A 20,377-nucleotide genomic window follows, 5' to 3' on the forward strand; every position below is an offset into this window, starting at 1 on the left:
GAACCTATCTCACAGGCGAATAAAATTGGGAGTTTCAGGCTGTCTCGTAGACAGGAAACCACGTCTCTGCAATATCGTCGTGAAGCTCACCGATTTCTAACTGCAGTTTTTCCAGGAACAGGATCACGTCCTCCTTGCGGATCAGTGCATCCACGTCCCCATCCCGGGTGTGACGTACCGCCTGCAACGCGGTGCGGAGCGGAATCTCGTTCCTTGGCAGACGGTCGAGAGCGCCCGCGACTTCGCTGAGGCTGTGCAGCACCGATCGCGGGAACGGCTCATTCTGCAACAGGAAACGAATGACCAGTGGCCCGCTGACCTTCCGCCGCACATTGTGACGGTACATCTGGAAGGCACTCTGATAACGCAGGACACTGGTCCACAGCAGCCCGCCATAGGTTTCGGTGCCATCCCAGCCGTCGAGGAACTGCAGGGCGCCCACTTCAATCTGCCGGGTGGCCATGTCCGCCCGCTCCAGGTTGCGGCCTACTCGGATGAAGTCATACCCCTCATCGTGACTCATGCAACCGGCCAGCAAACCATTGAGCATCTGGCAGCGACCCACGATTTCGTTGAGGAATTCGTACCTCGCCCGCTTACCAACCCCCTGATCTATGTTCTCCAGGATGTACCGGTACAGCTCGTTGATCACCTCCCAGGCGTCGGTTGGAATCTGGTCCCGGGTGGTGCGCACGTTCTCCCGGGCGGCCTTGATGCAGGAGGCAATGGAGCTCGGGTTGTAGCCATCCGCCATCAGAAACTTCACACAGTTGCGCTCATCGGCCTTCTGATGATGCTGGTCAAACAGCGCCCCCATGCCCGTCACGGCCACCAGTCCCTTCCAGGAAAGCTGGGTTTCCCGGGGCATGTCCAACGCCAGGGAATTAAAGGCCATGATCATCCGGGCGTTGTTCTCGGCCCGCTCAAGGTATCTGGCCATCCAGTACAGTCGTTCCGCTACACGTGACAGCACATCAATTCTCCTCGTCCACGATCCAGGTATCCTTGCTTCCACCGCCCTGGGACGAATTCACCACCAGGGAGCCTTTTCGCATCGCCACCCGCGTAAGCCCGCCAGCCGTAACGTAGGTTCTCACGCCCTGCAGCACAAAAGGCCGAAGATCCAGGTGTCGGGGCGCCAGGCCCTCGTCGCACAAAGTTGGGGCCACAGAGAGACTCAATGTGGGTTGGGCGATGTAGTTGCGCGGGTTCTTCTTGATCAGGCGCGCGAACTCGGTGCGCTGCTTCTTGGTGGAATGGGGCCCCACCAGCATGCCATAGCCCCCGGACTCGTTCGCGGGCTTGACCACCAACTCGTCGAGATGCTCAAGGACATACTCCTGATCCTGCTTGTTCACACACATGTAGGTGGGCACGTTCGGGATGATCGGCTCCTCATCCAGGTAGTAACGGATCATGTCCGGCACGAAGGCGTAGATCACCTTGTCGTCGGCCACGCCGGCACCCGGTGCATTGGCGAGGCCAACCTTGCCATTGCGCCAGGCTCGCATCAGACCGGGCACGCCCAGAGTGGAATCGGAACGGAATACCTCCGGGTCCAGGAAATCGTCGTCAATGCGGCGATAAATCACATCCACGCGCTCCAGGCCCTCGACAGTACGCATGTAGACACAATCATCTTCGCCAACCACCAGGTCGGCCCCTTCTACCAGCTCGGCGCCCATGCGCTGAGCCAGGAAGGAATGTTCAAAATAGGCGGAGTTGAAAATACCTGGCGTAAGCACCGCAATTTTCGGGTGGTCCTGAGGCCGGGGCGAAATCGACGCCAGCATGTCGAACAGCTGGTTGGTGTAGTCATCGACCGGCAGAATGCTGGTTTTGTCGAACAGCTCCGGGAACACCCGTTTGGTCAGCTGACGGTTCTCCAACATGTAGGAAACACCCGAGGGCACCCGCAGGTTGTCCTCGAGAACATACACCTTGCCGTCCTTGTCACGCACCAGATCCGATCCGCAGATGTGCGCCCATACTCCCAGTGGCGGCGTGAATCCGCGGCACTGCTCGCGGAAGTTCTTGGAGTTGGCGAACACGTACTTGGGAATCACCTTGTCCTTGACGATGTTCTGGTCGTTATAGATGTCGTTGATGAACATGTTGAGCGCCGTCAGGCGCTGCGCCAGGCCCTGCTCGATGGTTTCCCACTCCCGGAGCGAGATCACCCTCGGAATGATGTCGAAGGGCCAGGCCCGGTCGATGTTCTCACCCTCACTGTAAATGGTAAAGCTGATCCCCATCTCCAGTATCGCCAGTTCGGCAGCCTGCTGGCGCGCCTGGATTTCCTCGGAACCAAGGTTGCCCAGGTAGTCGGTAATCGCCGTGGCCGCCGGCCGGGGCTTGCCCTTGGCGGCAATCAGCTCATCGAAGAAGTCGTTGGGATCGTAGTTTTTCCAGTCTATCGATTTGTTCTTTTTCATTTGGGGTCCTTTCGTTAACCACCGTGAGCTATTCGGTGTACCAGGCGGAGCTTCTCCACCACCGGAGCCGCAAGCACGAAGGGGTAGGCATCCTCATGCCCCATGCTTCGGTTAAGGCTGTTGAGCGCAAGCGTCAGGGGTAACCAGTGCTTGATCAGTGCATCGAAATCGTCGGCCTGGTAGGGATCAAACGCAGGGTCTGGTTCGCTGTTCATTACCGGGCGCTGGCGGGCATTCACCCGCATCCCGAACTGCCAGGCAGTCTCTAATGTATCCACCATATGCAGGTAATGTGCCCAGGTCTCGGCCCAGTCTTCCCAGGCATGGCTGCTGGCATAGGCGCTGATGTACCAGCTCTGCCAGTCACCGGGCGGGCCGTACTGATAATGCTGGTCCATGGCCTGCCTGTAGTCCCTGGTGTCGTCACCAAACATCTCCCGAACCGACCCAAGCCATGGCCCGGACCGCACCAGGAGGTCCCAGAAATAATGACCGGATTCGTGACGGAAATGCCCCAAAACAGTGCGATAGGGCTCGGCCATCTGGCTGCGCATCCGCTCCCGTTCCACCGGGTCGGCCTCGGCAATGTTCATGGTGATCACGCCATTGGCGTGGCCGGTTTTTACCTTCGACCGCTCGTCAAACATTGCCGGCTGGTCGGCAAGAAAATCGAAGTTCAGGCCATATTGGTCTTCCTGCCGGGGCTCGCAAGGCAGCTTCAGGCGCAGCAGTGAATAGACCAGGCGACGTTTCTCTTTCTCCAGCCGCACCCACAGATCGTGGTTCCGGAAGGTGCTCAGGTCGGGAATGGTGCGATTAAGACGGCAGGCAACGCAGAAAGCGTGTGAATCAGAGGCAGGCACCAGCCAGTTGCAAGCGCCCTGGTTCTGGTAGTTACCACATAGACGGTATTGATCGCTGGCGGTGACCTCTTCCCAGGTATCGTTACCCTTCGGATCAATCGCCACCAGATCCATCACATCCGGCGCGAAGCCAAGGCTTGCTCCGCAACTGGTACAGCAGCTGTTTTCGAAATAAAGCAGGTTGGCGCATCGGCCGCAGTGAAACAGCTTCATTTGGGGACATCCTTGGCCGATACCGGCAAGACCGTTGCTTCAAGTATTGGCCATCCGGGCCAAAACGCAACTTATCCACCGTTAAAACCCGGCTGAAATGCCCCCGCTGCTCCGATGCTAGATGGCCATGGCAGAATCAACTCCGGCAACGCTGTCACTGGCGCCTTTACACAGGTACCACTCTGCGTCGAAGCGCCGCGTCTGGTTCCGGAACTGCCAGGTAAAACCCGGCCATAGGGTCGTGTTCCTGCCGTTTTCGTTGACGTACCAGCTCTTGCAACCGGTCTGCCATACCGAGTCACCCAGCTTCGCGTGAATGGACGCGTTGTAGCGGCTCTGGGCGTCCGGCTTCACTTCCATGCTGGTCCACTGCTGCCGGCGCATCTGTTGCAGGGCATCCAGCACGTACTGGATCTGACTTTCGATCATATACACCATGGAGCTGTGACCGAGACCGGTGTTCGGTCCCATCAGCATGAAAAAGTTCGGAAAGCCACTGACGGTGGTGCCTTTGTAGGCCTCTGCGCCGTCCTTCCAGGCGTCCAGCAGGTCCTGGCCGTTTCGCCCAAAGATCATGCCCGCGGGAATCGGGTCCTGGGCCCGGAAGCCGGTGCCGTAGATGATGCAATCCACCTGCCGCTCATTACCCTGGCCGTCGATCACGGTGTTGCCCTGCACCTCACGGATACCCTCGGTCACCACGTCCACATGATCCTGCGCCAGCGCCGGATAGTAGTTGTTGGAGATCAGTACCCGCTTGCAGCCAAAATGGAAATCCGGGGTAACTTTTTTGCGAAGCGCCTTGTCCGGAATCTGGTTGCGAATATGCCGGCGGGCCTGCAGTTCACCAAGCTTCAGAATACGGGGGTTACCCACAAAGCCCAGCACCCGCGCCTCCAGGGACCAGTAAATACTCTGACGGAAGGCATTGAGTGTTTGCGGGAACATCCGGAAAAGCCGCTTCTCCACTGGCCGGATGGCACGGTCCGGCTTGGGCATGATCCACGGTGGTGTGCGCTGGTACAGGTCTACCTTTGCCGCCTGCTTCGCCACCTCCGGAACAAACTGGATGGCCGAGGCACCGGTCCCGATCACCGCCACCCGCTTGCCGCGCAAATCGTAGTCGTGATCCCAGTCCTGGGAGTGGAAACGCTTGCCCGTGAAGGATTCGATCCCCTTGATCTCCGGATACGCCGGCGTGCTCAATCCCCCCATTCCGGAAACGAGGATATCGGCCCTCAAGGTAGTGAATTCCGGCAGCCCCTTATCGGTTCGATCCAACCGGTCTCCCGGCTTCACGCCTCTTTCCTGCATGTACGCCCAAAGCGTCGGACTATCACAGGTTTCAACAACCCACCGTTGGTGGGTCTCATCAAATCGCGCTCCCGCCACGTGGGTGTTCAGCCGGATGTGCTTCATCAGCCCGTATTTCTCGGCGCAATGTTTCAGATACGCCTTGATCTCGTGCTGCTGGGCATACATCCGGCTCCAGTTCGGGTTCTGCTCGAAGGAGAAGGAGTAGAGTGCAGACTGCACGTCACAGGCACACCCCGGGTAGTGGTTCTGGTGCCAGGTGCCACCGATGTCGTCACTCTGCTCCAGGATCACGAAGTCGTTGTAGCCGGCTTCCTTGAGTTTGATGGCCATGCCCAGGCCGGAGAAGCCCGTGCCGATGATGGCGATCTGTGTGTTCTGTGTCATTGCTGCACTCCTGCGTTGGCCCCAGTGCCCCAGCTAAACGGGACACTAGACCTTGTCTGTTGTTATCCGGCGGGTCATCATGGCCGGTAGACACATGTATACACAGCTTGGTATACAACCGTATACTCCTGGTTCGGTGATTGGCCTCAGGTGACTGATCATTGGCCTCTGCGGCGGGCTCTGGCTGGGGGGGGCTGGTCATTTGTGGGAAGGGCTTCCAAAACGCGCTCCTTGCGGCACATCCCTGTGACGCTTGGCTCTCGCCATCCATGGCGAGAGACAGTTTTGGAAGCCCTTCCCACAAACGACCGTCAGACTCACAGTGGCCCGCCCTCATACAGTCGCCTCAAGTCTGGCAGCCCACTTCCATTGTTCGGGGGCCGTGTTGGCAGGTATTCCGAAAATGCTCGGAGCCAGGGATGGCGGAGAGCAAGCGTACATGGACGTACTTGCAGCGGTTTTCGGAATACCTGCCAACGCGGCCAACCTCCAAAGCAGAGGAAAAGATGAACGGATTAACCGGCGGAAAGCTGAAACTCATCCAGGCTGCGCTTCGGCTGATTACCGAAACCCGGAGCCTGACGTCGCTGGGACTGCGGGAGCTTGCCCGGGAGGCGGGGCTGAATCCGAATACCTTTTACCGACACTTCAAGAGCCTGGATGAATTCGGCCTGCAGGTACTGGGTTACATTGCCGAGGAGATGAAAGCCGGGGTCCGGGATCTGCGGCAGATGGCGGATTCTTCCGAACAGGCGTCGCGGGATACGGTGGCGTTTGTGTACCACTACTTCCTGGCCAATCCGGCGGCAACTACGGTGGCCGTGCGGGAACTCCACGGCCCCTCCCCGATACTGCGACGGGCCCTTGAATCACAGCTTGAAGCCAGCGCCCGGGAAATGGCCGAAGACATTATCGAGCGGCAACTGGTGAGCGCCGTGCCGTCCGAGACCATTCATGAAGTCTCCCGCATGACCATCCGCTACATCCTGTTCCGGGCCATGGATTACATCGAGAAACCCGCCCAGCGCGAAACCATCCAGACCGAAACCGAACATTTCATCAACCGGCAGTTCCGGGGTGCGATGCTTGATCACCTGTCGCAAACGGAAGTCGAACGCCTCGCCCTGAGGCAGGGCTGATATACCTCCGATAAATCCGCTTTCCGGGCAGATCTGGCAACCTGCACTAGTATGTAGATAACCAGAACAAGTGATCAATCGGGAAATCCGGAGGCAAACCAATAATGAAAATCGGTATCCCCAAGGAAATCTTTGAGGACGAGCGGCGAGTGGCCGCCACGCCACCTTCTGTTCACAAGTTAATCGGACTTGGTTATGACGTGATCGTGGAAGGCGGCGCCGGCGAGGCGGCGAACTACTCCGATGCCGCCTATGAAAAAGTGGGCGCAGCCATCGCAGCCGATACCAGCTCACTGTGGAAAGAAGCCGACTTTATCCTCAAGGTCCGCGCGCCCATGGAAAATCCGGCACTGGGCAAACACGAAGCGGATCTGATGAAGGAGGGCGCGTTTCTGGTCAGCTACATCTGGCCAGCCCAGAACCCGGAATTGCTGGAAAAGCTGGCCGCCAGAAAGATCACGTCTTTCGCCATCGACAGCCTGCCCCGCATCAGCCGCGCCCAGAAGATGGACGCACTCAGCGCCATGGCCAACATCGCCGGCTATCGGGCGGTGATCGAGGCGGCGAACCACTTCGGGCGTTTCTTTACCGGGCAGGTTACCGCTGCTGGCAAGGTGCCACCCGCGAAAATCATGGTCATCGGTGCCGGGGTGGCTGGCCTGGCAGCCATTGGCGCGGCCAACAGCATGGGCGCTATCGTGCGGGCCTTTGATACCCGGCTGGAAGTAAAGGAACAGGTCGAGAGCATGGGCGCCGAGTTCCTGGAACTGGATTTCGGTGACGAGGAAGGCAGCGGCAGCGGTGGTTACGCCAAGCAGATGAGTGACGAGTTCATCAAGGCGGAGATGGCGCTGTTTGCAGAGCAGGCGGAAGAGGTGGATATCATCATCACCACCGCCCTGATTCCCGGCAAACCGGCACCGAAACTGATCACCGCCGACATGGTAAAATCCATGAAGCCCGGCAGCGTGATCGTGGATCTGGCCTCAGAGCGAGGGGGTAACTGCGAACTGACCGAACCGGGCAAAGTCGCCCATCAACACGGCGTTACCCTGATCGGCTACACCGACCTGCCCAGCCGGATGGCCAAGGTGGCCAGTGATCTGTACGCCACCAACCTGGTGCATCTGCTCACCGAGCTGACACCCGAGAAAGACGGCACGCCGCTGGTGAACATGGAAGACGAAGTCATCCGTGGCCTGACGGTGGTTCACGAGGACGAAATAACCTGGCCGCCGCCACAACCGGAATCGCCGGTCAGCCCCAAGCCCGCACCGGGCACCGAGGAGCCTTCAGCCGAAGCAAAAGCGGCCGCCAAGAAGGACGCGGACCGTCGCAGCCTGATCGGCAAAGGCGTTCTTCTGGTGGTGACGGCCCTGGCGCTCTACGGAGTGGGCGCCCACGCGCCGGAAAGCTTCCTGCAACACTTCACTGTGTTCGTACTGGCCTGCTTTATTGGCTGGCAGGTGATCTGGAACGTAACCCCTTCCCTGCATACCCCCCTGATGAGCGTTACCAACGCCATCAGCGGCATCATCGTTATCGGCGCCATTCTGCATCTGGCCCAGGCGGAGAATATTGCCGTTGGCATCATGGCGTTTGTGGCGGTGCTGATTGCCAGCATCAACGTGGGCGGTGGCTTCCGGGTCACCCATCGCATGCTCAAAATGTTCCGCAAGTAGGAGGCGCCCGATATGAGCACAGGACTGGTGAGCGTGGCCTACGTGGTCGCAAGTATCTTGTTTATTCTCAGCCTGGGTGGCCTCAGCCACCAGGAATCGGCACGGCGCGGTAATCTCTACGGCGTCGCCGGCATTATCATCGCGGTGGGGGCCACTCTGGCCAGCGTAGACGGAGGCATTACCGCCATCATCATTGCCGTGTTGCTCGGTGCCGGCATTGGCATTCCCATCGCCAACAAGGTGGAAATGACCCAGATGCCTCAGCTGGTCGCCCTGCTCCACAGTTTCGTGGGTCTGGCGGCGGTATTGGTAGGTTTTTCCGGTTATATCGAGCCGTTGATTGCCACCTCCGGTACCGAGCACACCATCAAACTGGTGGAGGTGTTTGTCGGCATTTTTATAGGTGCCATTACCTTCACTGGTTCACTGGTGGCCTGCGGCAAACTGGACGGCCGAATCGACAGCAAGGCGCTGACCCTGCCCGGACGGCATCTGATGAACCTGACAGCGATCATTGTCTGCGTCTTGCTCGGGGCCTGGTTCCTGGGCACCGAGAGCATGGCCCTGGGAATCGTTGCCCTGATCCTGATGACCGCCATTGCCTCGGTCCTCGGCATTCACCTGATCATGGCTATTGGCGGCGCCGACATGCCGGTGGTGGTATCCATGCTAAACAGTTACTCCGGGTGGGCCGCCGCTTCCATCGGTTTCATGTTGGGCAATGATCTGCTGATTGTCGTTGGTGCCCTGGTGGGCAGCAGCGGTGCCATCCTCAGCTACATCATGTGCAAGGCCATGAACCGCTCGTTCATCAGCGTGATTCTCGGTGGCTTCGGCCAGACCAGCAGCAGTTCGGCGGCCGCGGACGCCGATCAAACGGTGCACGAATCCAGTGCCGATGATGTCTGCGAGGAGTTGCGCAACGCCCAGTCGGTGATCATTGTGCCCGGTTATGGCATGGCGGTCGCCCAGGCCCAGAACGGCGTCAGCGAGATGACCAAGATCCTTCGGGAACGGGGCGTAAACGTGCGTTTCGGCATTCATCCGGTGGCCGGCCGTCTGCCAGGGCATATGAACGTGCTATTGGCGGAAGCCCACGTCCCTTATGACATCGTGCTGGAAATGGACGAAATCAACGATGACTTCCCGGATACCGACGTGGTGCTGGTCATCGGCGCCAACGACACCGTGAACCCGGCCGCCGCCGAAGACCCGGGCAGTCCGATTGCCGGCATGCCGGTGCTGGAGGTCTGGAAGGCCCACCAGGTGGTTATCCTCAAGCGGGGCATGGCCACCGGTTATTCCGGGGTGGAGAATCCACTGTTCTTCAAGGACAACGCCCGTATGCTGTTCGGCGATGCCAAGGAAAGCATCGATAAGCTGGTAGGAGGCTTGCGGGGCTGAAGGCAGCCCCGCGCCTGTTTTCTTCGGGAGTTATTCGGTGGTGTTGTACACGTAGGACGACACGGTGCCGTCCTGGTTGAACCGCACCACCAGGTCGGTGGTTTCCGCTTCACCGAAGGCAGACCACTTGTACTTGCCATAGGTCCAGGTGCGTTTGCCGTCTTCGATCCCGGTGCGCCACGGCTCGCCGAACATCTCCTGGATATCGGCCCGCGTGGTTTCACCAATCTGGATCTGGTCCACATTGTGGGTGGCGAAGTCTTTGCCGACAGTCGCACAGCCCACCATGGCCGCCATCACCAGAGCCACGCACAACGTTTTAACCGAACCAATCATCGACATACGTATCCCTCATATTCGGGTGAATTTCACCCATCATAACGTGTCTCTGAGCAGACGCGATTACGAAGACGACAGGTTTCCGGAAACAAAAAAGCCGCAGGCCGGGAGGCGCTGCGGCAGGTCGATCGTCCGATCGAAGGGGATAATCAATACAGTTTGGCGAGGGACTTCTTGGCGAAGGATTCGACTTCGTTCAACCGGCCTTCTTTCACCTTGATCAGCCATTCGGGATCCTGCAGAAGTGCCCGACCAACGGCAATCAGCTCGAACTCGTGGTTATTCATCCGCTCCACCAGCTCATCGATCCCGGCTTTCTCAACCGCTTCCTGCTTGCTGGCAAAGGTGCCGCTGATGAAATCTTCGGTCAGCCCGACACTGCCCACGGACATGGTCGGCTTGCCGGAAAGCTTCTGGGTCCAGCCTGCGAGGTTCAGATCCGAGCCTTCAAACTCCGGCTCCCAGAACCGGCGGGTAGAGGCGTGGAAAATGTCCACACCGGCTTCCACCAGTGGCTTCAGGAACCGTTCGAGTTCCTCAGGGCTGTTCACCAGTTTGGCTTCGTAATCCTGCTGCTTCCACTGGGAGAACCGCAGCATGATCGGGAAATCAGGCCCGACGCGATGGCGCACCGCCTCAACGATTTCGACCACAAAGCGCAGGCGGTTTTCCATAGAGCCGCCGTATTCATCGTCCCGCTGGTTGGTGCCTTCCCACAGGAACTGGTCCAGCAGGTAGCCATGGGCACCGTGGATCTCGACACCATCAAAACCGAGGGCTTTGGCATCCTGGGCGGCATCGGCAAAGGCGGTGACCACGTCCTCAATATCCTCTTTGGTCATGGCTTTGCCGTTGGGCTTGCCAGGGCCAAACAGACCGGATGGGCTGTAACCGGGCACCGAAGGATCCGGAGGTGTGCCTTCCTTGCGTACGGCGCCAACGTGCCAGAGTTGCGGGAAAATGGCTCCACCGGCTTCGTGCACGGCATCAACAACGTTTTTCCAGCCTTGAAGGGCGTCGGAACCATGAAATGCCGGCACATTGGGATAACCACTGGCGGCGGGGTGATTTACTGTAGTGCCTTCGGTAATGATCAGACCAACGCCGGCTTCGGCGCGGCGCTGATAATAGGCCACAACATCCTCACCCGGCACACCATCAGGCGAGAAGTTGCGGGTCATCGGTGCCATCGCCACCCGGTTACGCAGCTTGAGGTTGTGAAGTTCAAACGGTTCGAAAAGCGGGCCAAGATTCATGCTCATGGTAATGTGCAACCTTACTAGTTTGGTTTCGTTAAGCAACCATATTGAATCTGGTTTTAAAATGCAACCCTATTCAGTACACTCCCACCATGGCCAGAAAACGTTTTGATGACTCCAGTTGCTCCGTCGCCCGTGCCCTCAATGAAGTGGGTGACTGGTGGTCCCTGCTGATCGTACTACACGCCATGTATGGCACCCGCCGGTTCGTGGACTTCCAGCAGGAACTGGGCATTGCCAAGAATATCCTCTGCGATCGTCTGGCCCGGCTGGTGGATAACGAGGTGTTGCGCAAGGTGGATGTGGGCGAACACGGCTCCCGCTTTGAATACCGCTTGACTGAGAAAGGCCGGGATCTGTTCCCGGTGGTGATTGCCCTGCGCCAGTGGGGCGACAAGTGGAATCCCGCCCCGGACCAGACACCCCTGGACCTGCGCGACCGTGCCACCGGCCGCCCTATTCACACGGTGGAAGTCCAGAATGCCGATGGCAACCCCCTGAGCATCCGGGATGTGTTCGTACCGGACGAGAGTCTGCCCGAAGGCAAAAGACCTCCGCCTGACTCTCCGCAGTAATCGCGGCACCGCCCGATTTCTTGAGCTACGTCAATCTTGCGATCAAACCAGCCCCCCTGCCCGGCCAATCTTGCGCTAAATCAAGTTTCCTTTCTCCGCTGCCACTAATCTGAAGCCATCAACGATTCAGGTTAAGGAGATGGATATGTCCCGCACATTTAAACTTGGTGTTCTGGCTGCAGCGGTTATGGCTGCGGCGCCGGCTGTTCAAGCGTACGAAGCTGGTGATTTTATTGGCCGCGTTGGTGTGGTGACAGTTGCACCAGACGCTTCGAGTGACCCTATTACCAACCTCAGCTCCGACGCAAGAGTTGACGTAGACAACGACACCCAACTAGGCCTGACCCTGAGCTATATGCTTACAGATCAACTGGGTTTGGGCGTGCTCGCAGCAACTCCCTTCAGCCACGATATTAAAGGTGACGGTGACCTCGCTGGTCTTGGTAAGCTGGCCGAAACAAAACAGCTGCCACCAACCATCACACTTCAGTATTTCCCGATGCCGAGCGGCAGCAAGCTGCAACCCTATGTTGGAGCGGGTGTGAACTATACCGTCTTTTTTGATGAACAAACCGCCGGCGCTCTTGCAGGCACCGATATCAAGCTCGATGACAGCTTCGGCCTGGCTGCGGAAGTTGGCCTGGATTACATGATCACCGAAAACATCGGTGTTAACGCGGCAGTCTGGTGGATAGACATCGACACCGAGGCGAAAATTGAAGCTGTAAACCAGACCGTGGATGTGGAAATTGATCCCCTAGTCTACATGGTAGGCCTGTCCTACAAGTTTTGATCCCCGTGCCTCCGTCAGTCGCCACGGTCTGTTGGCTGACGAAAGGTGCGCTCTCCTGTGCGGGGCCCTCCGGCCCCGCCTTTTTTTGTCCGCCAGAAACAGGAAGGCGGAGCATCTGCCCCGCCTTCCTGACCTGCCTCAGGCACTCTGGCGCTGGGCTGAGCGGCTTCGCTGACCACCGCCATTCTGGCTCCGGCCACCACTGCGGCCACCTGGCTTGTCCCCAAAGCTTTTCGGCTTGCCTCCGGGCCGGCCATTACCACCACCGTTACTACTGCGGGTACGGGCGCGGCTGGGATCGGCCTTGGCTCTCGGCTTCAGCGGCAGGTTGTTGGTCGGCTCAAAGCCTTCCACTTCCGTGCGCGGCAGCTGCTTTTTGATCAGCCTTTCGATGCCCGCCAGCATTTTGCCTTCATCGGCACTGACCAGTGACAGCGCATGACCACTCTCACCGGCACGGCCGGTGCGACCAATACGATGCACATAGTCTTCCGGCACGTTGGGCAGTTCGAAGTTCACCACCTGGGGCAGCTGCTTGATGTCCAGACCACGAGCAGCGATATCCGTTGCCACCAGCACACGCACTTCGCCAGCCTTGAAGTCCGCCAGCGCGCGGGTGCGGGCACCCTGCGACTTGTTGCCGTGAATGGCAGCAGCGGTAATACCGTCCTTCTCCAGTTTCTGGGTCAGGCGGTTGGCACCGTGCTTGGTGCGGGTAAACACCAGCACCTGGTCCCAGCTGTTGTCACGCACCAGCTTGCTCAGCAGGGCGGTTTTCTGGCTCTGATCCACCGGGTAGACAGACTGCTTGATGTTTTCGGCAGAGGTGTTTCGAGCCGCCACTTCAACCTGAACCGGGTTATCCAGCAGACCTTCGGCCAGAGTCCGGATCTCGTTCGAGAAGGTGGCGGAGAACAACAGGTTCTGGCGCTTGGCTGGCAGCAGCGCAAGAATCTTGCGGATGTCGCGAATAAAGCCCATATCCAGCATGCGGTCGGCTTCGTCCAGCACCAGGATTTCCACTTCGTTGAAGCGCACAGCGTTCTGCTGATACAGGTCCATCAGGCGGCCCGGTGTTGCCACCAGCACGTCCAGGCCTTTGCGCAGCTTCATCATCTGCGGATTGATTTTCACACCACCGAAAACCACCGCGGCCTTGGTAGGAACGTATTTGCTGTAAAGATTCACGCTGTCGTGAACCTGTGCCGCCAGTTCACGGGTGGGCGTCAGGATCAGCGCGCGGGGGCCTTTGCCGGTGCGCGGGTTTTCACCCAGACGCTGCAGCAAGGGCAAGGTAAAACCGGCGGTTTTGCCGGTACCGGTCTGGGCAGCAGCCATAACGTCCCGGCCAGAAAGCACGGCGGGAATGGCCTGGGCCTGAATGGGAGACGGGGTTTCATAACCCTGGTCAGACGTGGCACGGACCAGCTGCTCGGACAAACCGAGTGAAGAAAAACTCATATTGGATCAACTCTTGATTATTCTGCCTCCACGACCACCGTTCTCGGTGAATGCGGGCAGATGCCATGAACATTCATGGAATAAAAGACGACTACGGTCACGCGCCGTTATCGGGGTGACGTCCTCTGACAGGTCGTATGGAAAGGTCGCACGGGCTTAAAGCCTTAAACTGCGGAATCCCTAGAGGCAGGATGCGGGCACATTAACAGAGGCCCGGGCAATTAGCCATAGGTGATTATAATAAGCATCCGAAGGAACCTGGCGGACATCCTCAAGTCAGAGTGTTTTGATCACCGGAAGCCAACATGGAGTTGAAAGAATGAGCGTCAGTATCGGCCCATTGAGCCTGTCCATCGACCACCTGCTCCTGGTCATCGCCTTCGGCCTGGCTCTGCTGGTTGGAGGGGTGCTGGGCCGCAAATATAGGGTGCCCGTAGCCGGATCGGTGGCCGATATCTTCGTGGTAGCGATGCTCTGTGCCCGGGTCGGTTTCGTTATCAGTTACTTCGAGCATTACCAGAATGATCTTCTGGGCATCATTGATATCCGGGACGGCGGTTTCGATGTGCTCTGGGGTGTCGTCGGCGCCCTCATCTTCACCGGCTTTCTGCTCTGGCGCAGGGAAGCGCAGCGCAAACCCCTGGCTACTGCTGCGCTGACGGGCGCCCTGTTCTGGGCTGCCACCGCAGGAACCATCACACTGATCGAACAGCAGGCCCGAGGCATGCCGGACGTTGCGCTGCATTCGCTCAATGGCGAAGCAGTCCACATGGACCAATTAGCGCCAGGCCAACCCCTGGTGGTGAACCTCTGGGCAACCTGGTGTCCACCCTGCATCCGGGAAATGCCGGTGCTGGAGGAAGCCCAACACATCTATCCGGATGTCGCGTTTGTGTTTGCCAACCAGCGCGAACAGCCCGAGACCATCCGTTCCTTTCTTGAGGAAAACCGCCTGAACCTGAACAACCTTTACCGGGACGATCAGGCCCAGCTGGCACGCGCCGTGGGCAGCAATGGCTTGCCAACAACGCTTTTCTACAATGCCCAGGGCGAACTCATCGATTCCCACATGGGCGAGCTGTCACGGGCAACACTGGCCAGGGGCCTGGAAAAGATCCGCGGACCCGACCAGTGAACCAGGCCCGCTGTGCCCGTTAACCGCATGGCGTTTTTATCTACCGGGTTGCCGCTTTGGCAAAATTTCCCAGTGCGCCGCTTACTTTTCCGAGCACCTCATCGCACCCCTCAATGCCATGGCGGCTCTTGAGGTATTGCGGGTCGTTGTAACCCAGCCACACCTCTCCGTTGGCATCCTCCCAGATCAGGGCTTTTTGGGGCAGGTCGATGGCGACACTCTGGGCGCACTGCATCAGCGGTGTGCCGACTTTGGGGTTGCCGAAAATAACCACTTCGGTCGGACGCAATTCCAGACCGGCTTTTTCCGCGCCCTGCTGATGATTAACGCGAGCCATGACCGTCATGCCCTTCTCTTTGAGCACAGACTCGAGTTTGTCGGCCGTGGCTTTTACATCGTGACTGCTTTTGATCGCGACCAGTCCATCTGCGGCATGGGTGAGCGTGGCGAACAGCAGAGCCGATGCCACCAGAACCAGTCTGAGAGTGCAGCGCATAGTATCCTCCAGAGGGTTTGTTGAAGTTTTCAGGATAGAACAGAGGCAGGCGTTACGCATGAACGCGCCTCAGTATATCGTTGCCGCACCTTCTGGCCTGCTCTTGAATCGCTTGTGCAGCCAGAGGTACTGATCGGGTTGCTCACGAACAGTGGCTTCAATAAAACCGTTCCAGACTTTGGCGTCCTGTTCCGGATGTTCGCCAAAGGACTCCTGAATCGGAGAAAACACCACCCGGTAACTGCCATCGGGCATTCGCAAGTGACTGACGCAGATAACCGCAGCGCCGGACTCCCTGGCAACGAAGCTTGGCGACGTAATACAGCCGGCACTGACCCCAAAAAAGGGCACGAACACCTCGGACTTCTTGCCGAAATCCTGGTCACAGGCGAACCAGACCTGCCCCCCTTCTTTCAGGAATGACAACATGGGTCTGATCTGACGTTTGGTGAAGGGGCGAATACCAAAATGCCGCCGCCGGCCACGTTCGATCATACGGTCAATCACCGGATTGTTGTTAGGGCGGTACATGTAACCCGGCTTCTGAAGCTTGCAGGCAATCAGAGGCAGGGCAAAGTCGAAAATACTGTAGTGCCCGCCGATCAACAGCACTCCCTTGCCGCGTCGTTTCGCTTCTTCAAGGTGCTCGGTACCCTGGACCGACGCGCTCTCACAATAGGGGGTCATATCCCGCCACCAGGCATGAACGCTTTCCAGAACGCCCCGGGCCGAGGCCACAAACGCATCCTCCACCAACTGGCTGCGGGTCGCTTGGTCGAGTTCGGGCATGCAGGCCGCCAGGTTGGCGTCCGCAACCCTGGCACGGGATCGCATCTTGCTGGAAAGGCGCTTGCCCAACCAGCCTCCAAAACGCTGCTTCAGTCCCATCGGAAGAAAGGACAAAAGCCAGAGCAAGCAGACCAGAGCCCAGGCCGGCCAGTACGACGGATGCCAGAGAGAGTGTTTCCTGTTTCTTTTGCCGGACGCCATTCAACAGTGGCCTGTGATAATGAGAAAACGGTCGACCAGCCTGACACAATCTCTCTCAGCTAGATACGTGATTTACTCATGGATGCGGTTGGTCAAAGGGAATCCAATTCCCGAATTCAGGAGTATGGTTTTAAGAAGATACGTGTTAATACGTAGAAGTCATTTCAAAAGACAGGAAATTCCTCGCTATGTTCCGATGGAAGTTCGCCGCGGGTCTTGTGATCCTGCCACTCCTGCTTGCCGGCTGCAGTGACAACACCAGCACCAGCCAACCAACGACAACGGATATCAAGCCACCGTCGGAAACGGGCGTACTCAAAGTGGCTACCCGCAATGGCTCCACAACCTATTACGTGGATCGGCATGAGAACCCCGTCGGTCCGGAGCACGCACTGATCAGCGCCTACGCCGAGAGTCGGGGCTGGCAGGTAGAATGGACCATGCTTGATTCCACCAGCGACGTTCTGGCGGCGTTGGAATCTGGCAACACCCATCTGGCCGCAGCGGGACTGACGCACCTCGCCTCCCGCGATGAGCGCTTTGTAAGAGGCCCGGCTCACACCGAGATTACCGAACAACTCGTCTGCCATCGCGACGCTCGGCCCATGCCCCGCAAACCTGAGGACATTCCCGGCACTGATATTGTCGTAACCGCCGGCTCCAGCTACGTTGAAACCCTGAACAAGCTGAATGAACAGCATCCGGGAATCGCTTTTGAGGAGGATGCAGATCGCACGACAGAGGTCATTCTCTCGGATGTTGCCGAACGGGATGTCGGCTGCACCGTCGCTGATTCCAACATTGTTCAGGTCATGCGCCGGCATTTCCCCCACCTGGAAGTGGCGATGACGCTCACACAGGGGCGGAATCTTGGCTGGTACATGCCCAAGGCTTCCGAAGATCTGGCCTCCGATGCCCACGAGTGGATGAATAGCGTCGAAGGCGATGAGGCCATAGGGCTGATGGAGAACCGCTACTATGCCTACATTGGCGACTTTGATTTCGTGGATCTGCGGGCCCTGAATCGACGCATTGAAGACCGCCTGCCCGATTTCATCGATCAATTCCGGGAAGCGGAGGCCAAAACCGGCATGCCCGCAGACCTGCTGGCCGCACTGGCCTATCAGGAATCCCACTGGGATCCAGCGGCGAAATCCCCCACCGGTGTCCGCGGCATCATGATGCTTACCCGACGAACCGCCGAATCTCTGGGTGTAACCAACCGGCTCGATCCCGATGCAGCTATTGATGGTGGCGCCCGCTATCTGGCCGACCGTCACCGCCGCCTGCCAGAGACTATTCCTGAGCCGGACCGCACCTTCCTGGCGCTGGCAAGCTACAACATCGGCCGTGGGCACCTGCTGGATGCCCGGGAACTGGCGCGGAACCTGAACAAGAATCCGGACTCCTGGCAGGATATGACCGAGGTGCTACCCCTGAAAGCCGACAAGCGATACTACCCCAGCACCCGCTACGGATACGCCCGAGGCTATGAGCCGGTGCATTACGTGCAGCGCATTCGCAACTACCGGGATGTCATACGTTCGGCTTTTGAGTGATCAGGTTCCGAACAGGGCCGAGCGCAGGGGCCGCAGGAAACCACCGGATTCCTTGTGGCTCGCGTGGGTCCGCTTTCCATCGAATTCCAGATAGCCATCCTCAATCGGCTCGAATCGCAGGATTTTGACGTCCTCGAGATAATTCTGGGACGACTTCCAGGGCCCGTGAGTGCCCTGGCGGGGCAGGCGATCGGCGGCCCGGCGAATGTAGCCGGCATCCAGAGAGCCAAGCACCGTGTCGTCGCCGCGACTGTTCTCAGTGTCCCGGGCCACCACGGTACGATAGCCACGCTTGTCCATCAGGTTCATCAGCCGGCACAGGTACTCGGCGGCAATGTCCACCTTCAGGGTCCAGGAAATGTTGGTGTAACCGAAGATCATGCCGGCGTTGGGCACGCCCTCCACCATCACGTTCTTGTAGATAATCTTGTCTTTCATCACGACTTCCTGGCCGTCCACGGTCGGCCGGATTCCACCCAGCATCTGGATATCCAGACCTGTTGCCGGGATGATGATATCTGCTTCCAGTTCCTCACCCGATTTCAGGCGGATGCCGGTTTCCGTGAAGCGGTCAATATGATCGGTGGCAATGGACGCCTTGCCCGCTTTCATGGCCTGGAAAAGGTCCCCGTCTTTTACCACGCACAGGCGCTGGTCCCAGGGATTGTAATCCGGCGTGAAGTGCCGCATGTCGGCGGTGTCCCCAACCTTGCGTTTGATAATGCCCAGGAACAGCCGGCGCATGAACTTCGGGCTCCTTCTGGAGCGCAAGTAAAGGAAACGGGAAATGGAAATATTCCGGGCCCGGGTCAGCCGATAGGCGGTTCTCTCGGGCAGAATTTTCTGCAGGGCAAGAGACACCTTGTCGGTTGAAGGCAGAGGCATCAGATAGGTGGGTGAGCGCTGAAGCATGGTGACATGAGCGGCCTGCTCTGCCATGGTCGGCACCAGGGTAATGGCGGTTGCGCCGCTGCCAATAATCACCACCTTCTTGCCCGCGTAGTCGAGATCTTCCGGCCAATGCTGCGGGTGTATGATCTGGCCGCGGAAATCATTTTCACCCGGGAAGTCCGGCTTGTAGCCCTGATCATAATTGTAGTAGCCGGTACAGCCTACCATGAAGCTGGCGGTGTAGTGTTCTGTTTCGCCGGTGGCTTCGTTCAGGGCCGAGAGCTTCCAGCATTTGTCGACACCTGACCAGTCCGCTGTCTTCACCGCCAGCCCGAAGCGGATGTGGCGTTCGACATCATGCTCCCTGGCGGTCTCCGCCACATAATTCTTGATCGATGCGCCGTCGGCCAGCACTTTGCCGCCTGTCCAGGGGCGGAAATTGTAGCCGAAGGTAAACATGTCCGAATCCGAACGGATTCCCGGGTAACGGAACAGATCCCAGGTGCCACCCAGGGACTGCCGACGTTCGAGGATGGCAAACGACTTGCCGGGGCATTCACGCTTAAGATGGCATGCCATGCCAATGCCGGAAACGCCGGCGCCGATGATCAGTACATCGAAATGCTGGTTACTCATTGCCTGTCCTCTCGGATTCCAGTCCGCTTTTTATAATCAATGGCCTGCAATCAAGATAGCTCAGGCTGGGCTGGTCGGGAATTGGCCAAAGTGGTCCCTGCCCCTGGTTGTTTCAGTCAGTCTCGAGATGCGAAACCGCCGACCCGCAACGCCGTTCAACTCCCGGGCGTGAAATCGGGGTATTTCTTCTGCAGCCGATAGAGCCGGATGATGGTGATGATGTTGGTGACCAGCACCATGCCTTCTGCCAGGGTTCCACCCACGGAACCGATAACGATGTTGTTGAGCATCCAGGCCAGGGCAGCAAACCCGAGCACGATTCGCAGGGGAATTCCCCTGAGCATGAACATGCCCACGGTGCCGAAAACGGCGGCGGCGAGCGGGAATACATCGGTGATGGATTTCCAGGTCGCCCAGGCTACCACCAGGTTCACCACGAGCATGCCCAGCATAATAGGCCAGTTGCCCTGGTACTTGCGCGCCAAAGTAATGCGCACAATCACCAGAACGGTCAGTGCCGAGGCGGTCCAGCTCTCGAAGAACGCGAACATCAGGGCAAACGCAACGTTGGCGGAGATCAGCAGCACCATCAACCGGTCGTCATTCTTGTTCGCGAAGCCGGCAATGCAGAAACCCAGGGCTACAAGACCGCACACCTGGCCCAGAACCTCGGCGAGGGTCATGTCCGCGATCAGATCAATCATCCTTTACCGGCCTGTCGCTCGTCGCCATATCGGTAATCCCCTCTGCCCGCAAAAGGTTTCAGCCTGCCACAATCAGGGCCTTTGAGCCATCAAGCTCCCTGT

The 20,377-nt window shown here is 58.5% G+C and carries 18 protein-coding genes; 7 read left to right on the forward strand and 11 right to left on the reverse strand.

Features of this window, described 5'->3' with window-relative positions:
* Positions 1-34 precede the first annotated feature (34 nt).
* The 4 genes from ACGK9W_RS16220 to ACGK9W_RS16235 form a co-directional block, all read right to left on the reverse strand.
* Positions 35-973: an alpha-E domain-containing protein gene (locus ACGK9W_RS16220; protein ID WP_008172676.1), complete on the reverse strand. Its 939-nt coding sequence runs from the start codon at positions 971-973 to the stop codon at positions 35-37.
* A 1-nt stretch (position 974) separates the two neighbouring features.
* Positions 975-2,435: a circularly permuted type 2 ATP-grasp protein gene (locus ACGK9W_RS16225; RefSeq protein ID WP_008172675.1), complete on the reverse strand. Its 1,461-nt coding sequence runs from the start codon at positions 2,433-2,435 to the stop codon at positions 975-977.
* Positions 2,436-2,449: 14 nt separating this feature from the next.
* Complete coding sequence (locus ACGK9W_RS16230) at positions 2,450-3,511, reverse strand: putative zinc-binding metallopeptidase (protein WP_405417577.1); 1,062 nt, start codon at positions 3,509-3,511, stop codon at positions 2,450-2,452.
* Positions 3,512-3,628: 117 nt separating this feature from the next.
* The gene (locus ACGK9W_RS16235) at positions 3,629-5,212 is read right to left on the reverse strand and encodes a flavin-containing monooxygenase (protein WP_405417580.1); all 1,584 of its coding nucleotides are present in this window, start codon (positions 5,210-5,212) and stop codon (positions 3,629-3,631) included.
* A gap of 506 nt (positions 5,213-5,718) precedes the next feature.
* Here ACGK9W_RS16235 and ACGK9W_RS16240 point away from each other — a divergent pair.
* From ACGK9W_RS16240 to pntB, 3 genes are all read left to right on the forward strand, one after another.
* Positions 5,719-6,351 (forward strand): TetR family transcriptional regulator, encoded by a 633-nt coding sequence (locus ACGK9W_RS16240; protein WP_039881970.1) that lies wholly within the window; start codon positions 5,719-5,721, stop codon positions 6,349-6,351.
* A 104-nt stretch (positions 6,352-6,455) separates the two neighbouring features.
* Entirely contained in the window at positions 6,456-8,033 is a 1,578-nt protein-coding gene (locus ACGK9W_RS16245) for a Re/Si-specific NAD(P)(+) transhydrogenase subunit alpha (RefSeq protein ID WP_008172671.1), read from the forward strand.
* Between the two features lie 12 nt (positions 8,034-8,045).
* Positions 8,046-9,437 carry a Re/Si-specific NAD(P)(+) transhydrogenase subunit beta gene (gene pntB, locus ACGK9W_RS16250; RefSeq protein WP_053113313.1) on the forward strand — a complete coding sequence of 464 codons (1,392 nt, stop codon included), beginning with the start codon at positions 8,046-8,048 and terminating at the stop codon, positions 9,435-9,437.
* Between the two features lie 30 nt (positions 9,438-9,467).
* Here pntB and bamE read toward each other — a convergent pair whose 3' ends face one another.
* Both bamE and ACGK9W_RS16260 read right to left on the reverse strand, forming a co-directional pair.
* Positions 9,468-9,773: an outer membrane protein assembly factor BamE gene (gene bamE / locus ACGK9W_RS16255; protein WP_053113314.1), complete on the reverse strand. Its 306-nt coding sequence runs from the start codon at positions 9,771-9,773 to the stop codon at positions 9,468-9,470.
* A 152-nt stretch (positions 9,774-9,925) separates the two neighbouring features.
* Positions 9,926-11,038, reverse strand: a complete 1,113-nt coding sequence (locus ACGK9W_RS16260; protein ID WP_008172665.1) for an NADH:flavin oxidoreductase — start codon at positions 11,036-11,038, stop codon at positions 9,926-9,928.
* An 89-nt stretch (positions 11,039-11,127) separates the two neighbouring features.
* On the opposite strand from ACGK9W_RS16260, the gene ACGK9W_RS16265 reads away from it, so the two are divergent.
* Positions 11,128-11,610, forward strand: coding sequence for a helix-turn-helix domain-containing protein (locus ACGK9W_RS16265; protein ID WP_008172663.1), 483 nt, complete (start codon positions 11,128-11,130; stop codon positions 11,608-11,610).
* 145 nt (positions 11,611-11,755) lie between these two features.
* Positions 11,756-12,403, forward strand: coding sequence for an OmpW family protein (locus ACGK9W_RS16270; protein WP_104270940.1), 648 nt, complete (start codon positions 11,756-11,758; stop codon positions 12,401-12,403).
* Between the two features lie 138 nt (positions 12,404-12,541).
* Here ACGK9W_RS16270 and ACGK9W_RS16275 read toward each other — a convergent pair whose 3' ends face one another.
* On the reverse strand, positions 12,542-13,864 hold the full coding sequence (locus tag ACGK9W_RS16275) for a DEAD/DEAH box helicase (protein WP_104270941.1): 1,323 nt from the start codon (positions 13,862-13,864) through the stop codon (positions 12,542-12,544).
* Positions 13,865-14,183: 319 nt separating this feature from the next.
* On the opposite strand from ACGK9W_RS16275, the gene ACGK9W_RS16280 reads away from it, so the two are divergent.
* Positions 14,184-14,999, forward strand: a complete 816-nt coding sequence (locus ACGK9W_RS16280; protein ID WP_405417587.1) for a prolipoprotein diacylglyceryl transferase family protein — start codon at positions 14,184-14,186, stop codon at positions 14,997-14,999.
* Positions 15,000-15,039: 40 nt separating this feature from the next.
* On the opposite strand, the gene ACGK9W_RS16285 is transcribed toward ACGK9W_RS16280, so the two are convergent.
* Both ACGK9W_RS16285 and ACGK9W_RS16290 read right to left on the reverse strand, forming a co-directional pair.
* Complete coding sequence (locus tag ACGK9W_RS16285) at positions 15,040-15,495, reverse strand: DUF302 domain-containing protein (protein WP_092030715.1); 456 nt, start codon at positions 15,493-15,495, stop codon at positions 15,040-15,042.
* A 69-nt stretch (positions 15,496-15,564) separates the two neighbouring features.
* Positions 15,565-16,485: a lysophospholipid acyltransferase family protein gene (locus tag ACGK9W_RS16290; RefSeq protein WP_405417590.1), complete on the reverse strand. Its 921-nt coding sequence runs from the start codon at positions 16,483-16,485 to the stop codon at positions 15,565-15,567.
* Positions 16,486-16,673: 188 nt separating this feature from the next.
* Here ACGK9W_RS16290 and mltF point away from each other — a divergent pair, with 188 nt between their 5' ends.
* Positions 16,674-18,044, forward strand: coding sequence for a membrane-bound lytic murein transglycosylase MltF (gene mltF / locus ACGK9W_RS16295; RefSeq protein ID WP_405417593.1), 1,371 nt, complete (start codon positions 16,674-16,676; stop codon positions 18,042-18,044).
* On the opposite strand, the gene ACGK9W_RS16300 is transcribed toward mltF, so the two are convergent.
* Positions 18,045-19,571, reverse strand: a complete 1,527-nt coding sequence (locus tag ACGK9W_RS16300; RefSeq protein WP_405417595.1) for a flavin-containing monooxygenase — start codon at positions 19,569-19,571, stop codon at positions 18,045-18,047.
* Between the two features lie 155 nt (positions 19,572-19,726).
* Positions 19,727-20,275: a YgjV family protein gene (locus tag ACGK9W_RS16305; protein WP_108018289.1), complete on the reverse strand. Its 549-nt coding sequence runs from the start codon at positions 20,273-20,275 to the stop codon at positions 19,727-19,729.
* Between the last annotated feature and the right edge of the window lie 102 nt (positions 20,276-20,377).

Source organism: Marinobacter flavimaris (genome assembly GCF_045057155.1).
GTDB lineage: Bacteria > Pseudomonadota > Gammaproteobacteria > Pseudomonadales > Oleiphilaceae > Marinobacter > Marinobacter manganoxydans.